Here is a 14,853-nt window from a genome sequence, read left to right as displayed (position 1 = left end):
TTGAATGAGCAGCCAGGAACAGCGACCCATCCGCAGCAGGCGTGAGCTTCGGCTCGCCAGGGACGAGCAGCAGCCAGACGCAACCGCGGCCCCGGAGGCGGAGTCTGGTGCGGGTTCCAACCCCCCAAGCAGCCGCAATCGCCGTGCCGCTGATGCGCCGGTGGATGCTGTAGGGTCCGCTGCCCAAGAGCGGTCTTCCCAGATCCGCGCCCGTGATCGTGCCGCATTGCGCACCATCAAGGAATTGGCGGATAAGGAAGAGCAGCTGTCCGGCGGTGGCCCACCCACCCGTCGCCAACTTCGGCTCCAGCAACTCCAGGCTGAGGTCGCCACGTCAATGAACCCCATCGTTCCGGTGGCAGGTTCCGAGTCGGAGGCCGCCAAGGCTGACGCGGCCAAGGCGGAGGCGGCCCGCGAACCTGCCAAAGAACAGGCCCCGGGCCCTTCGGAATCTTCGTCCGAAGGCGCAGACGACAAGAAAAGTCCGTCCGAATCCGGGATGTCTGTGGAGCAGGCGCTTGCTGTCCGTGAGCTGATCGCTGCCCAGGTGCAGAACCAGACCGCAAAACTGGAGCACATTGCTGAGCAGGATCCGCTGGCCGTTGATCCGGCGGTTCTTGCAGAACAGATTGCCCTTGCAGAGCGCGCAGCTGTCATGAATAAGCGCGCCGCCGCCAAGCAGAAGCTTGCTGAGCAGAACCAGGCGGAGCGAAACAAGGGGGCTGCGGATAAGTCTCCAGGGAATGGCGCGTCGCCGGCTGCCGCAGCAGGACCTTCCACGGCCAACAATCTGGCCATGGTGACTCCTTTGGAGTTCGTGAAGGTTCCCGGCGTGGAGCGACCCGTCATGAAGCGGCCAAGCACCACGTTTGTGCCGCTGGTTACCTCGGCCGGTCCCAAGCTCGATGCCAACCAGTCGCAGGGCAAGAAGTCCGGTGCCCGAGGCCGGTCGGGAGTCCTGGCCCGGGCTGAGGCAGTTGCAAGGTCGGCACGGAAGAAGCCGGCAGCTCCGGTGGAAACCAGCGAAGAGACGCAGCGTCCGCCGATTTCGGCCAGTGCCGCCTATGGTCTCGACCCCTTGGACGTTAACACGGCCGGCTTGGCCAGGGCACAGCGAAACAGGCTGATGCAGTACGGCGTCCTGGCGTTGGGCCTTGTTGCGCTCATCGTCGGCATCATCATGATCACCAGCGGCTAGTTCCGCTTACTAACGGCTCACGCCATACATCGGCCCCAGGCCACAACAAGGAGTTCCCGTGTCTGCACATGAACAATCAATAACCCTCGCCCGTCACGCCGCGCGTGCCGCGGCCGACAAGCTCGCAGAGGACATCGTCGCTCTGGACGTGAGCGAACGTTTGGCTCTGACTGACATTTTCCTGATTGCCTCAGCTCCTACAGAGCGCCAGGTCAACGCAATCGTCGATGGCATCGAGGAAGAACTGCTGAAGCAGGACCTTCGTCCGGTGCGTCGCGAGGGCCGCTCTGAAGGCCGCTGGGTCCTGCTGGACTATGCGGACATTGTGATCCACGTTCAGCACGCCGAGGACAGGGTCTTCTACGCCCTGGAGCGCCTGTGGAAGGACTGCCCTGTAGTGGACCTCGAACTGGGTGACGACGCCTCAGCAAAGGCCGCTGCAGTGGAGGACTCCGAGCACTAGGAACTGCCGGCATACCGAATATGCCCGATTTGGAATTTTCGGAAATGCTGTTCTAAGATATTTGAGTTGCTTCGGCGCGGACGGCCGGAAGGCGAAACGGGAAGCAGCAAGAATATGGGGCTGTGGCGCAGCTGGTAGCGCACCTGCATGGCATGCAGGGGGTCAGGGGTTCGAGTCCCCTCAGCTCCACCAAGAGGTCCTGCTTTCCTTACGGAAGGCAGGACCTTTCACGTATCCCGGGAAACGCTGCTGTATTGCGGCTGTGTTCAGGTGGCCGGGCTGGATATCAGTGCCGGCATCATGAACTCCCACATTTGTTCGATCCTCAGTAGAACGTCCTCGCGGCCCGTCAGGACCTCGGAGACCATCTGAACGCCGGTGAAGGACGCAATTAAGTAGCGGGCAAATGCGGCCGGATCCAGGCTATCCCTGACAGTCCCATCCATCTTGGCCTGTTCCAGCAATTGCTCTGCGGTGTTGATCCAATCCTCGTACGGGCCGGAAACGTCGGCCTGGAAGGCGGATGCTTCAAAGGTGAGCCGGATACCGCCCTGGACGATCGGTTCGTCCAACAGTTGCTGTCCGAACATCCTGCAGAGTCCAATGATTTTCTCCAGCGCGGGATTGTCGGATGCAGCTATCAGCGAGCCGGACTCCTGCACCATGGCATGTTGTTCGTCGATGACCGCCAATGCCAGGTCGCGTTTGGACGTGAAGTGGAAGTACAGTGCGCCCTTGGTCACGCCGGCACGCTTGGTGATGTCAGTGAGGCTGGCGTTCCCGTAGCCGATTTCCGCGAATACCTTGGCGGCACCTTCAATAACGGCCAGCCGGGTGTCTTTCGCGCGTTGCTGCATGGGCGGTGGATGACCTTTCACGAACTCTGGGTTGGCGGCCGTGCGGGCGCCCACAGGACCTCATAACGCTATCATCGGCTTCGCTGTCAGGCCGTGACAATAAACCGACTGGACGGTTTTGTTTTCCGGGCGGGAGATTCTAGACTTCAGGGGGAGCTGTGCCCGCCCGGGCGGCACGCTCACAGGCAGCCGGTTTGGGGGGAGGTGCGGTGGATTCGTCCAGCGCACCTCGGCTGCCGAAGGACGGATTCGACCAGTCGGACCGCGTGATGCACTTCACGTTCCGGCGATTTCTCTTCTTAGCCGAATGTGGTTAGTATTGACGAGTTGCTTCGGCGGGAAGAGAAATACTTCCTCAAGAAAGCAGTAAATCCGGGGCTGTGGCGCAGCTGGTAGCGCACCTGCATGGCATGCAGGGGGTCAGGGGTTCGAGTCCCCTCAGCTCCACTTCGGAAAAAGACCCCGCTCATCTGAGCGGGGTCTTTTTGCTTGGTGTGCCCGGTACTTGGCGTCTAGTCAGGTGGCCGCGCGAACTCGGCGCCGCTGACGAACTCGACTCCTTGGAACGGTTGATCACCGACAACCCAGGCGTTGTGACCCGGCGGAATGGTGTACGAATCGCCGGCCGCAATACTGATCTTGCCGCCGTCGTTCGTTTCTACTTCCAAGGCGCCGGCGACGCAAAAACCGACGTGGCTCAGCTGGCAGGAATCGGTACCGACAACCGGTTTGATGCAGTCGGCCCATGTCCAGCCCGGTTCAAACGTCATGCGGCCGATTGTGTAGTCTCCTACAGTGACGAGGTCCAGCACGGTCTTCTCTGGACGCCGTGTTTCGTCGGGAGAATTGTGGGACTTTACTTCCAGGTTCGTGACAACATTGACACTCATGGTTTCTCGCAGGGGATGGGGGAGCCGGAAGATGATGGTCCCGGTGCCTGGCTCCGACGTTCGCCGTGACCTGTGCCTGCAAGTGTTGGGTTGTGGCATCAACCGAAACGACCAGCAGGTGTTTGCCTGATGCACTCCAGATTCCTCCCAAGCCCCTCTTAAGTCGAGACACTGCAGTCAAGTCGGGACACTGACGCAAGGAAAGCGAGAACCGCATCGTGACGGCTATGGAACGCGAAGCCCTTTTCGCAACGTTGAGCAGGCTTCCTGACGTAGAAGCGGACAACCTGCAGGCATATGACGCGACGGACAGGATTCTCCTGGATACTGCGGCGGACTTCGTCGGCCCGGACTCCAGGGTTGTTGTGATCGGTGACAGATATGGCGCCTTGACGCTCGGCGCGCTGGCGGGTCTCGGCGTCGGGCATGTGCGCGTCAACCAGGATCTCTTCAGCGGTAGGCTCGCGTTGCAGCGCAACGCCGCAGCGGCGGGCCTGGAGAATCGCTTCACCCAGTGCGAACTCGGAGGGGAGTTGTTGGGCGGCGCCGACCTTGTCCTCATCCAGTTGCCGAAGTCGCTGGCAGAATTGGAGGAAATCGCCGACGCCGTTGCGCGGTTTGCGGGGCCGCGGACAGTCCTGTTGGCCGGAGGCCGGGTCAAGCATATGTCCCTTGGCATGAACGCTGTGTTGGAGAAGTTCTTCGCTTCGGTTCAACCTCAGTTGGCCAGGCAGAAGTCCAGGGTGCTCGTGGCGAAGGATCCTCAACCAGTCTCTCCCACCGCGCCATTCCCCGTCACCGATTCCTTGCCTGAACTGGGGATCGCGGTGAGTGCCCATGGTGCAGTGTTCTCGGGTGCCCGCCTGGACATCGGAACGCGGTACCTGCTGACGTTCCTGGACCGCATTCCCGCCGCTGATCGCGTGGTTGACCTGGGCTGCGGGACGGGCATTCTGGCAACAATGTATGCACGACGCAACGAAGGCTCGCGCGTCATCGCTACGGATCAGTCGTGGGCAGCCGTGGCCTCGGCCAAAGGTACGGCACTGGCCAACGGCTCAGGGGATCGGATAACCGTCATCCACGACGACGCCATGTCCACCCTGGACACCGGAAGTATTGATCTGATCTTGTTGAACCCGCCGTTCCACCTCGGGGCCAGCGTCCATGCCGGCGCAGCTCTCAAGATGTTCGAGGCAGCCTCACGTGTCCTGGCGCCCGCGGGAGAGTTGTGGACGGTGTACAACAGTCATCTGCAGTACCGTGCGGCCCTGGAGCGCCTCATCGGGCCCACAACGGAGCAAGGCCGCAACCCGAAGTTTACGGTGACGCGCAGCATAAGATCGTGATGTCCGTCATCAAAAGGCGGTCCGAGGGGCCGTCGCATACAATTCAGTGTCATTGTTACCAACCCCGTACTCCGGTGCCAGCGTGTGCTCGTATCCGCGGAGGCGGGGGTGTCGTACGATGCAGACACAGACTAAATTCGACGAAGTTTTTCCGAATGACGAGGGGCATCAGTGACTGAGATCCGGCAGCCGACACCGAGGCGCGGAACGAATTTACCCCGGATGGGGGACTTCAATCTGACCGTCATTCTGGAGGCCATCCGGCGATCATCCGGCGGCCTCAGCAGAGTTGAGCTGGCGCAGATTGTTGGGCTTTCCCCGCAAACGATTTCCAACATTTCCAGGCGGCTCCTGGACCAGCAGCTCATTGTCGAAGCCGGCAAGGAAGGCTCAGGGCCCGGGAAACCGCGGACCATCCTGCGTCTGAACCCTGCGGGCATGTATGCCGTTGGCGTCCATTTGGATCCGGCCGTTATCACGTTCGTGGTGCTTGACCTGCTGGGGGACGTTGTCCGGCATTCGCGTATGGCGACCCCTGGTGGTGATCCGGCGGGAGTCATCACCAGCATCGCTGAACAGATCACGGTCCTCATCGAAGAGTCCGGTGTGGATGCCTCCAAGATCGCTGGGCTGGGCGTTGCGGTCCCTGGGCCGATCGACCTCGACGAAGGCTCCGTGGTGGAGCCTCCGCTCCTGACGCGTTGGAACAGGGTGCGTATCCGTGAAGCGCTGACCGAGGCAACGGGGCTGGAAACCTTGGTGGACAAGGACGTGACGAGTGCTGCGGTGGCCGAAACATGGGCCGGCGGAGCCAGCGGTGCCGGCAGCTTTGTTTTCATGTACATGGGAACCGGCATCGGCTGTGGCCTGGTGCTCAATGATGAAGTAGTCCGTGGCACGTCCGGAAACGCCGGAGAAATCGGACATATCGTAGTGGACCCTGACGGGCCGCTGTGTGACTGCGGACAGCGCGGATGCGTCAAGTCTTCGTGTATCCCGCAGGTTGTTGTAGCCGAGGCGGAAGCAGCGGGAGTGCTTGATGGCCACCGCGAGGGCGCGGACGGTCCCGAAGTCCAGGAACGGTTCGCCGGGTTGTGCGACAAAGCTGATGCCGGAGACCCAAAGGCCATCGCCATCCTGGATAAGTCGGCAACGCTCGTGGCACGCGCCGTATCCGTAGTGACCAACGCCTTAGACGTGGAGCGAGTGGTCTTTGGCGGTCCTTTCTGGGGCAGGATGTCCCCATATTTCCTGGACAGGGTTCCAGGGCTGCTGGACAAGAACAACGCTGCCCGCATGATTCACGACCTCGAAGTCGTAGGGACCGGTGTGGGTGAAGACGTCGGCGCCATTGGTGCCGCGTGCCTGGTTCTGGAGCATATGCTGGCCCCTCGCGCGCAGCGGCTCCTTCTGGAGGGGTAAGCAAGCAACACGTAAAACTGATTGGAGCACCATGCGCCGCCCAGTGAAGTTAGCGGGATTGACGTCGGCTGGAGTGAAGACGCTCGCAAGGAAGCTGACCGCCCTTGTTTCCGTCGCTGTGGTGGTAGCCGCTGCGTCTTCCTGTTCGTCGACGCCTGAAGGGGCAGAGAGCAAGACGCTGAAGATCGTCTACCAGAAAACCGACGCGTTCACGGCGCTTGATGCGGTCATGCAGGATGCCAAGAAGGAATTTGAAGCTGCCAACTCCGCCGTGACCGTGGAGCTGCAACCCATCCAGGCCAACGACGACGATTACGGGACCAAGCTGGCCCTGGCCCAGCGTTCCGCGGAAACAGCACCGGACGTTTTCTACGAGGACACGTTCAAGGTGCGTTCCGACGTCGACGCCGGCTACCTCCTCAAACTGGATGGCTACCTTGAGAAATGGGACGACTGGTCCGTCTTCAACGAGGCAGCCAAGGCGGCCGGTAGGGCTGACGATGGCGGCATCTATGCTGTGCCGTTGGGCACCGATACCAGAGCCATTTGGTACAACAAGGCCGTGTTCCGGAACGCAGGCATTTCCCTGCCGTGGCAGCCGAAATCGTGGGAGGACATCCTGACTGCCGCGCGGGCCATCAAAGCCTCCGATCCCACCGTGATCCCTTTCAACATGTACGCAGGCAAGGGGACCGGTGAGGGAACGGTGATGCAGGGCTTCTATGAACTCCTCTATGGCACCGACAGCACGTTGTACGACGAGGATGAGAAGAAGTGGGTAGTGGGCTCCCAAGGCTTCACAGACTCGCTGGCTTTCCTGAAGACCCTTTACGACGAGAAACTGGCAGTCAGCCCGGCCGAAGCACTGGACCCGAACGTGTGGAAGAAGGTGTTCGGCGAATGGTTCCCCCAGGGAAAACTGGGGGCCACTGTAGAAGGTTCCTACACGCCGTCGTTCTGGCAAAAAGGCGGTGCCTACGAGTGGTCGGGCTATGAGCAGGACATGGCAGTAGCCACGTTCCCCACCCGGAATGGCCAGGACCCTGGTGGCGTCAGTATGTCCGGCGGTTGGACTCTTGCGGTAGGAGCGAAGAGCAAGAATCCTGATCTCGCCTTCAACTTCCTTGCCACGGCACTGAACAAGAAAAATGCGTTGTCCTACGACATCAACAACTCGCAGATCGCCGTGCGCACGGACGTCGCATCGGAAGCCGATTACCTGGCGGCCAACCCCTTTGTTAAAGATGTTTCGGATTTAGTGGCAGTGACCCATTACCGTCCGGCCACTGCGGACTACCCGCGGATTTCCACTGCTGTCCAAGTGGCCACGGAAGCTGTCATCACGGGGAAGCAAAGCCCGGAGGATGCCGCTGCCGAATACGACGCCACCGTCCGCAAGCTCGTTGGTGAGGACAAGGTTCTGGAGAAATGACGATCCGCCGCTCGCTGCGGCTCCTTCCGGTAGTCCCGTCCATTCTCCTGCTTCTGGTGTTCCTCGTGGCCCCGGTGCTGTGGTCCTTCCATGCGTCCTTTACTGACGCCTCTTTGTCCGGCAAAGCCGCCAAGGACCCGCAGTGGGTTGGCACAGACAATTACGTTCGGATGTTCAGCGACGACTCCTTTCCGGCGGCTGCATGGCTGACCGTATTGTTTGTGGTGGCTTCGGCCGTGTTGGGCCAGAACATCCTGGGCTTGGTGATTGCCCTGTTGATGACGCGATCACGGCGGGCTGTGTCGCAGCTGGTAGGTACGGCAGTTGTTGCCGCATGGGTGCTACCGGAAATCGTCGCGGCGTTCGCCGCCTACGCTTACTTCAACCGAGACGGAACACTGAACCAAATGACGGGTTTTCTGGGAGCCCCGGGCGTGGATTGGTTGTATTCATTTCCGCTCGTTGCGATCATCCTGGCGAACACGTGGCGTGGAACAGCGTTCTCGATGCTGGTTTATCGGGCAGCCTTGGCTGATGTGCCACGGGACATCACTGAGTCTGCGCTCATGGATGGTGCCCGGGGCTGGCAGAGGCTCGTTTTCATCACGTTGCCACTGATCCGCAGCAGTATTGCCACCAACCTGATGCTGATCACGCTCCAAACCTTGGCTGTGTTTACGCTCATCTGGGTAATGACGGCCGGCGGCCCCGCCAATGCCAGTACCACCTTGCCGGTGTTGGCTTACCAGGAGGCGTTCAAGTTCGGCGACATCGGCTACGGCACTGCGGTGGCATCAGTGCTCATTCTGCTGGGGATGGTCTTTGGAGCGATATATGTTCGGCTCCTCCGGGAGCAGCGCGGATGAGGCGTTCCAAAGCCAAGCTGGGCGCGGACATGGCATTGGCTCTGATAGGAATGTGTTTTGTGGCGCCGTTGCTGTGGTTGCTGCTGGCCGCCGTCGATCCCCAAGCCGGATACCAGGCCAAGGTGCCGTCCACGCCGTCGATTGCCAACTTCCGTGCTGTGCTGACCCCTGAACTGCTGCTCCAGCCCTTGGCCAACAGCTTTCTGTTGTCGGCAGGGACAGCGGTGGTGAACCTGCTGGCCGCAGTGTTGGCGGCGTATCCCTTGTCCAGATATCAATCGCGCTTCAACAAGCCGTTCATGTACACGGTCCTGTTTGGCACATCGTTGCCCGTTACGGCAATCATGGTGCCCGTCTACGGGTTGTTCGTTCAGCTGCAGTTGCTGGATTCCATGGCAGCAACCGTTTTCTTCATGGCCACAACCACACTGCCGATGGCCATCTGGATGACCAAGAACTTCATGGATTCCGTCCCCCTGGAACTGGAGGAAGCTGCGTGGATGGATGGGGCTTCGGCAATGACGGCCTTGCGGACCATCGTCATGCCGCTCATGAGGCAAGGACTCGGTGTGGTTTTCATCTTCGTCTTCATCCAGGCCTGGGGAAACTTCTTTGTGCCCTTCATCCTGCTTCTGTCTCCGGCCAAACAGCCGGCGGCAGTCTCAATCTTCAGTTTCTTTGGCCAGCACGGCGCGATTGCCTACGGCCAATTGGCCGCTTTCTCCATCCTTTATTCTCTCCCGGTGCTGTTGCTCTACGCGTTGGTGTCCCGGGGCATGGGGAATTCCTTTGCCCTCTCCGGGGCCATCAAGGGATAGCCCGCGCCCGTGGGAGGTGGTGCCGGGTCAGTCGATGTCCTCGATGATTTCCCCGTAGGGAATGGACTCGTCCAGATGGGCCTGGTGCCCGGTTGGTCCCCTGTTGAACGTGATCCGGACTCCGTGACGTTGGTCCGCGGCTGATTGCAGAAGAACGGGTCGGACGGCGTCAACGACGTGCTGGTCCTGGGATGCGAGGTAGTTCTGATAGGCGGCTGGTAGCTGATGCATGGCAAAAGGATAGACCCAGGAAGAGTGCATGGGGAGGGGTCCCCATTGCGGACCTGAACCGGCACGACTTGGATAGAGTGGCCGATGCAGGCAAAAGCACCCGGTGCCCGGCACCCAGCGCGTTCCGCCTGCTGCGATACGCATACGCCAGCGAGGAGACCACGAGTGCACCAGACCACAGCCACGGCCGGCATCGACGCACCGGACATGGCCCGTGCGCAGCAACTCGTGGGCAGCATTGTCCGCAGTTTCGAGAACAAGGTGGTGGGCCAGGCCAGGTTGCGGGAGACCCTGGTGATCGGTCTTCTGACTGGTGGCCATGTCCTGCTGGAGAGTGTTCCTGGACTGGCCAAAACCACAGCGGCGCAGGCCATAGCGGAGTCCGTCAGTGCCGAGTTCCGCAGGATCCAATGCACGCCGGACCTGCTGCCCAGCGACATCGCCGGAACCCAGATTTTCGACGCAGCCAAAGGGACCTTCGTCACTCAGTTGGGCCCGGTGCACGCCAACATTGTCCTGTTGGACGAGATCAACCGCTCCAGTGCCAAGACGCAGAGCGCCATGCTTGAAGCCATGCAGGAACGGCAGACGTCCATAGGCGGCGAGTCCTACCCCTTGCCAAAACCGTTCCTGGTGCTGGCAACCCAGAATCCCATCGAGCAGGAGGGGACCTATCGCCTGCCCGAAGCGCAGATGGACCGCTTCATGCTTAAAGACGTCTTGGATTATCCGAGCCCGGCTGAGGAGGCAGAAGTCATCCGGCGTATCGATGCCGGTGTATACAGCTCCGAGCAGAAGCCCCCGGCTGCTGCCTCCCTTGACGCTGTGGTCCAGGTCCAGGAATTGGTGCGGCGCGTCTACATCGATCCTGCCATTGTGAGGTACATCGTGGGCCTGGCCTACGTCACCCGCAATGCCTCCCAGTACTTGGAGCCCCGCCTCGCCAACCTCGTAGAGTTCGGAGCCAGCCCGCGCGCGAGCATCGCCTTCAGCCAGGCTGCCAGGGCGCTGGCGCTCATCAGTGGGAGGGACCATGTGATTCCCGAGGACGTCAAGAACCTGGCGCATCGCATCCTGCGCCACCGCGTCATTCTTGGGTTCGACGCTGTGGTGGAAGGCATTGCAGTGGAAACAGTCATCGATGCCGTGCTGTCATCCGTGCAGACTCCGTAGCGGAGCTGCACGTGCCCAGTCTTCTCCGACGCATCAAGTCGAAGATGTTCATCTTCGCCCACCGCAGGACTCTTTCCCTCCTTGACGGTGAGTACGGCTCAGTCTTCAAGGGCCGCAGCCTGGACTTTGACGAACTGCGCGCCTATGTCCCCGGCGATGAAGTCAGGGATATCGATTGGAAAGCCACGGCACGTCACGGCTCACCGTTGGTTAAGCGCTATGTAGCGGTTCGCAGGCATTCAGTCCTGCTGATGATGGATACCGGACGGAACCTCGCCGCACGATCGCTGTCCGGGGAGCCCAAGAAGGACGTAGCCGTCCATGCGGCCGGCGTCCTGGGATATCTCGCCAGCCGTCACGGCGACGACGTCGGCCTGCTGCATGGAGACGCGGCGGGATCCAAGTACATCCCGCCCCGCAATGGGGAAGAGCATCTGGAGCGGCTGCTCCGGGAAGTGGACGCCAACGCCCCTTGCACCGGTGCCAGCAACATCGCAGAGCAGCTCGACTACGTCCTGAGATACCTGAAGGGGCGGCTCCTCATTGTCGCCGTGGCCGACGAGTTCCTGCCCGATACCCGAACCGTGAGCCTGATGCGTCGACTCAGTGCGCGTCACGAAGTTCTCTGGCTCACCATCCGGGACGCAGATCTTGCTCCGGAGGACGCGGAGAAGGCGCAGGACAGCTTCGACGTCGGGACGGGGCAGGGGATTCCGATGCCACTCGCGATGGACGCCACGGTGCGGGCCGCTTACGCCGCCGCAATGCTGGACAGGGATGAAAGCCGCAGGAACATCTTCCGCACCGTGGGGATTGCCGAGGAACAAACCACCGGCAGCGAAGATGTTCTGACGGCCGTCTTTGCCCTTCTTGAGAAACACCGCTCGGGCGCAATGTCTGCCAGGAGCTCCGGCAAGGATGGTGCCAATGCAGGATGACGCCGGCTTTTACGCGCCACTGCACTATCAACAGCACTGGTTGTGGCTCGGGTTGATGCTCGTGGTGCTTATGGTGGTTTGGTACCTCTGGCTCTTGTGGCCGACCGGAAAGAAAGCGCCAGTCAACCACAGAACAACAATGCTGGACTTGAACGCACTGCAGACGGCGTGCCTCACCCACATTGAGGCCACCCTTGAGGACGTCGACGCCGGCCGGCTCCCCGGGCGGGCCGCCCACCAGAGACTCAGCTTCCTCGTGCGGAACTTCGCCGCCGCAGCCACCGGCCTGCCGGTCACCTCCATGACGCTGGAGGAACTGCGTCACCACGGTCTTGATCACCTCGCGACGGGAATCGCGGCAATCTATCCCAACGAGTTCGCCCCAGTACCCATCCAGTCCGTGCGCCGCTCGGCAGAGACAGCACGCCAGGTGGTGCTGGAATGGAACTGAGCTACTGGTGGATCCTTCCGCTTGCCGCCACGGCAGTGGCGATCGCCGCATGGCTGTCCCGCCGCCGTCGTCCGCCGCGGAACAGGGCCATTGCACACGGTGGGCGACTCACGGACCTTCCGGAGTACCAAAGAGCCTTGCGCCGGCACCGGGCACGGCTGGCGCTCGCCGTCGTCCTGGGAGCGGTGTTCCTGGCGGCCACCGCCACCGCAGCAGCCAGGCCCGCCCAGCGCAGCACGGAACAGCCCGAAATCCGTAACAGGGACATCGTGCTGTGTCTGGATGTCTCCGGCTCCATGACCAGCACAGACGCAGCGATCGCCGGTGTGTTCCAGAAACTCGCCAAGGAATTCGACGGCGAAAGAATCGGCATGGTCATTTTCGACAGCAGCAGCGTGCAACTCTTCCCCCTCACTGATGACTACGACTACGCGGCAGAGCAACTCAAGCAAGCCACGGAAGCCCTGGACGACGGAGCCGGATCATTCTTTGACGGGACGTGGAACGGCGATGGCTCTTCCCTCATCGGCGACGGACTGGCCACGTGTGTGCAGAGCTTCCCGGACACCGAAGGTTCGGCCGCTATACCGGGGGACTCCAAGCGCTCCCGCTCCGTGGTCCTGGCCACGGACAACTTCCTGTCCGGGGAACCCATCTTCACCCTGGAGGAGGCAGCCACGCTGGCCGCCGCCAAGAACGTGAAGGTCCACGCCCTCAACCCGGCGGACATGGACTACGGAGACCAGCCCGATCAGCCCGGCACCCAACTCAGAGCCGCCACCGAACACACGGGTGGCACGTATTTCACCCTGGACAGCCCGGACGCCGTGCCGGGCATCGTCCACAAGGTGCAGGAGACGGAGGCCACCAGCTACACCGCAGCGCCCCAGGCAGTGGTGGCCGATGCGCCCGCCTTGCCGCTTGGAATCGCATTCGTGGCAGGCGCCGGACTCCTGGTCCTCGGATGGCGGCTGGAACCGTGACATTCGCACCAATCCTGCCGTGGCCTGTGATTGCCCTCGCCTTCGTGTGCGTGTTGGCGTTTACGGGGTGGGCAGTGGCGACCACACGCGGAACCCCTTACCACCGTCCGGCGCGGAATACCGCGTTCCGGTGTGCCGCCGTCGTACTTCTTCTTCTCGCTGCCCTGCGTCCCGGCTTGCCGGGTGGCCACAGCCAAACCGCGGCCGCCGACATGGACGTGTATTTTGTGGTGGACACCAGTACCAGCATGGCCGCGGAGGATTACAACGGTGCTGAAACCCGGCTGTCCGGCGTTCGGAAGGACGTCATGGCTGTCGCCAAGGAACTTGCCGGAGCGAAGTTCGCCCTGATCACCTTTGACAGCAAAGCAAGCGTTCGCATGCCCCTCACCGGGGACGCCACCGCGCTGCAAACCGCCATGACAACGCTCCAACCACAAAACACCCGGTATGCCAAGGGCAGCAGCGTGTCAGGAGCCTCCCAGCTCCTGAAGGAAAAGATCGCCGCCGCCCACAAGGAACACCCGGGACGTCCGGCACTGGTGTTTTATGCAGGAGACGGCGAGAACACCAGTGCGGACGCGCCGGCGCCGATGGATGCATCCAACGTCGCCGGGGGAGCGGTGCTCGGATATGGGACAGCCGAAGGCGGGCGAATGAAGGAAACAACAGACGCCGACGCAGGATACGTCAGGGACAAAACGTCAGACACCCCGCGCGACGCTGTCTCCAAGGCTGACGAAGCACAGCTACGCAGCATCGCAGAGCAACTGAAGGTTCCTTATTCCCATAGAACGGGTACCGCGCCCACCTCAGACATGCTTGGCAAGGCGCAACCGGGTGCATTGGTGGCGAACGGGGACGGGCCCGGACGAGTGGAACTCTATTGGCTGCTTGCGCTCGCCGCCTTCCTCATTGCCCTGAATGAGCCGCTGCGGCACCTCGGCGCGCTCCTGAACCTGCGAAGTGCACAGCAGAAGGAGCCCTCCGCATGACCCACAACAAAGCCCGACGGCGGCACCGGCTGGCGCTGTGGTCCGCGCCTGCCGCGCTGATCGCGCTCGCCGTTGCCGCGAAGCTGCTGAGTGTTGGTGTGCTGGGTGGCGCAGCTGCTGAGTCCTTCGCCACCGGTCAGAGTGACGGGGTGGGCCGGGCAGCAGCTTGGCTCGGCGTTGCGAACGTCCTTGAACCCCATAAAGCACTGTTCGCGTCCGGCGACGCGCACGTTCTCGGCGGGGACTTTGCGGCTGCCCGTGAGGACTTCGAAGCTTCCCTGCGGGCAGGAGCCGGAGATGATGAGTGCAAGGTGCGCGTTAACCTGGTGCTGAGCATCGAGAAGCTGGGGGATGCAGCGGCCGATGCAGCTGCTGCCCGGTTGTTCCGGGAAGCCCTCAGCGCAGCCGGAGCAGCTCCGGGCCGCTGCCACGAAGCCGGCCCGGCGAACCAAACGGGGGAGGGTGCTGCCCTTGACTCGGCTGCCAAGCGCCTCGAAGCCAAAATCACCGAAAAGGACAAGCAACAAAGCGATGCGCAGCAGCCTTCTCCGGAGACTCCCTCCGCGCCCCAGCAACAGCAGCTGAAGCAACTGGAGGAGAGCGCTCAGCAGGCCCAGCAGGAACGCAACGAGGGCCAACAGCGGGGAGAGTACCTGCGGACCCCGGACAATGGACCCGGCATTGATAAGCCCTGGTGAACCATTCGGCGAAGAAGCCGCTACGCAAGCCAGGCACAACGACGGCGGCCGGCCATCCGAAAGGTGACCGGCCGCCGTCGGCGTTTAAG

General features: G+C 61.9%; 16 protein-coding genes and 2 tRNA genes. 15 read left to right on the top strand and 3 right to left on the bottom strand.

Annotation, left to right across the window (positions count from 1 at the left end; all coding sequences use genetic code 11):
- Positions 1-4 precede the first annotated feature (4 nt).
- From BMY91_RS20130 to BMY91_RS20120, 3 genes are all read left to right on the top strand, one after another.
- On the top strand, positions 5-1,198 hold the full coding sequence (locus tag BMY91_RS20130) for a hypothetical protein (RefSeq protein WP_090825161.1): 1,194 nt from the start codon (positions 5-7) through the stop codon (positions 1,196-1,198).
- Positions 1,199-1,256: 58 nt separating this feature from the next.
- Positions 1,257-1,661: a ribosome silencing factor gene (rsfS, locus tag BMY91_RS20125; RefSeq protein ID WP_090825160.1), complete on the top strand. Its 405-nt coding sequence runs from the start codon at positions 1,257-1,259 to the stop codon at positions 1,659-1,661.
- A gap of 116 nt (positions 1,662-1,777) precedes the next feature.
- A tRNA-Ala gene (locus BMY91_RS20120) sits at positions 1,778-1,853 on the top strand.
- A 74-nt stretch (positions 1,854-1,927) separates the two neighbouring features.
- On the opposite strand, the gene BMY91_RS20115 is transcribed toward BMY91_RS20120, so the two are convergent.
- A complete protein-coding gene (locus tag BMY91_RS20115) occupies positions 1,928-2,518 on the bottom strand; it encodes a ScbR family autoregulator-binding transcription factor (RefSeq protein WP_090825302.1) in 591 nt (196 codons plus the stop codon).
- A gap of 374 nt (positions 2,519-2,892) precedes the next feature.
- Between BMY91_RS20115 and BMY91_RS20110 the strand changes: the two genes are divergently transcribed.
- A tRNA-Ala gene (locus BMY91_RS20110) sits at positions 2,893-2,965 on the top strand.
- Positions 2,966-3,030: 65 nt separating this feature from the next.
- On the opposite strand, the gene BMY91_RS20105 is transcribed toward BMY91_RS20110, so the two are convergent.
- Positions 3,031-3,408, bottom strand: coding sequence for a cupin domain-containing protein (locus BMY91_RS20105; RefSeq protein WP_090825158.1), 378 nt, complete (start codon positions 3,406-3,408; stop codon positions 3,031-3,033).
- Between the two features lie 227 nt (positions 3,409-3,635).
- Between BMY91_RS20105 and BMY91_RS20100 the strand changes: the two genes are divergently transcribed.
- From BMY91_RS20100 to BMY91_RS20080, 5 genes are all read left to right on the top strand, one after another.
- Positions 3,636-4,757 carry a class I SAM-dependent methyltransferase gene (locus BMY91_RS20100; protein ID WP_177179972.1) on the top strand — a complete coding sequence of 374 codons (1,122 nt, stop codon included), beginning with the start codon at positions 3,636-3,638 and terminating at the stop codon, positions 4,755-4,757.
- Positions 4,758-4,979: 222 nt separating this feature from the next.
- Positions 4,980-6,179 carry an ROK family transcriptional regulator gene (locus tag BMY91_RS20095; RefSeq protein ID WP_254779733.1) on the top strand — a complete coding sequence of 400 codons (1,200 nt, stop codon included), beginning with the start codon at positions 4,980-4,982 and terminating at the stop codon, positions 6,177-6,179.
- A 31-nt stretch (positions 6,180-6,210) separates the two neighbouring features.
- On the top strand, positions 6,211-7,611 hold the full coding sequence (locus BMY91_RS20090; RefSeq protein WP_256212847.1) for an extracellular solute-binding protein: 1,401 nt from the start codon (positions 6,211-6,213) through the stop codon (positions 7,609-7,611).
- Entirely contained in the window at positions 7,608-8,477 is an 870-nt protein-coding gene (locus BMY91_RS20085) for a carbohydrate ABC transporter permease (protein ID WP_090825154.1), read from the top strand. The genes BMY91_RS20090 and BMY91_RS20085 overlap by 4 nt, the downstream gene beginning before the upstream one ends.
- Positions 8,474-9,295 carry a carbohydrate ABC transporter permease gene (locus BMY91_RS20080; RefSeq protein ID WP_090825152.1) on the top strand — a complete coding sequence of 274 codons (822 nt, stop codon included), beginning with the start codon at positions 8,474-8,476 and terminating at the stop codon, positions 9,293-9,295. Before BMY91_RS20085 ends, BMY91_RS20080 begins: the two co-directional genes overlap by 4 nt.
- Positions 9,296-9,322: 27 nt before the next feature.
- Here BMY91_RS20080 and BMY91_RS20075 read toward each other — a convergent pair whose 3' ends face one another.
- Positions 9,323-9,526, bottom strand: coding sequence for a hypothetical protein (locus BMY91_RS20075; protein WP_371261065.1), 204 nt, complete (start codon positions 9,524-9,526; stop codon positions 9,323-9,325).
- A 165-nt stretch (positions 9,527-9,691) separates the two neighbouring features.
- On the opposite strand from BMY91_RS20075, the gene BMY91_RS20070 reads away from it, so the two are divergent.
- The 6 genes from BMY91_RS20070 to BMY91_RS20045 are packed head-to-tail and all read left to right on the top strand — an operon-like array spanning position 9,692 to position 14,764.
- Positions 9,692-10,699, top strand: a complete 1,008-nt coding sequence (locus BMY91_RS20070) for an AAA family ATPase (RefSeq protein WP_090825149.1) — start codon at positions 9,692-9,694, stop codon at positions 10,697-10,699.
- 11 nt (positions 10,700-10,710) lie between these two features.
- The gene (locus tag BMY91_RS20065; protein WP_090825147.1) at positions 10,711-11,637 is read left to right on the top strand and encodes a DUF58 domain-containing protein; all 927 of its coding nucleotides are present in this window, start codon (positions 10,711-10,713) and stop codon (positions 11,635-11,637) included.
- Positions 11,627-12,088 (top strand): hypothetical protein, encoded by a 462-nt coding sequence (locus tag BMY91_RS20060; protein WP_090825145.1) that lies wholly within the window; start codon positions 11,627-11,629, stop codon positions 12,086-12,088. Before BMY91_RS20065 ends, BMY91_RS20060 begins: the two co-directional genes overlap by 11 nt.
- Positions 12,079-13,071 carry a vWA domain-containing protein gene (locus BMY91_RS20055; RefSeq protein WP_090825143.1) on the top strand — a complete coding sequence of 331 codons (993 nt, stop codon included), beginning with the start codon at positions 12,079-12,081 and terminating at the stop codon, positions 13,069-13,071. The genes BMY91_RS20060 and BMY91_RS20055 overlap by 10 nt, the downstream gene beginning before the upstream one ends.
- On the top strand, positions 13,068-14,066 hold the full coding sequence (locus BMY91_RS20050; protein ID WP_256212846.1) for a vWA domain-containing protein: 999 nt from the start codon (positions 13,068-13,070) through the stop codon (positions 14,064-14,066). Before BMY91_RS20055 ends, BMY91_RS20050 begins: the two co-directional genes overlap by 4 nt.
- Positions 14,063-14,764 carry a hypothetical protein gene (locus BMY91_RS20045; protein ID WP_090825139.1) on the top strand — a complete coding sequence of 234 codons (702 nt, stop codon included), beginning with the start codon at positions 14,063-14,065 and terminating at the stop codon, positions 14,762-14,764. The genes BMY91_RS20050 and BMY91_RS20045 overlap by 4 nt, the downstream gene beginning before the upstream one ends.
- The last annotated feature ends 89 nt before the right edge of the window (positions 14,765-14,853 follow it).

It is taken from the genome of Arthrobacter sp. yr096 (genome assembly GCF_900108925.1).
GTDB lineage: Bacteria > Actinomycetota > Actinomycetes > Actinomycetales > Micrococcaceae > Arthrobacter.
Note: the sequence above shows the minus strand (reverse complement) of the source record. Positions and strands in the feature narration are given on the sequence as shown.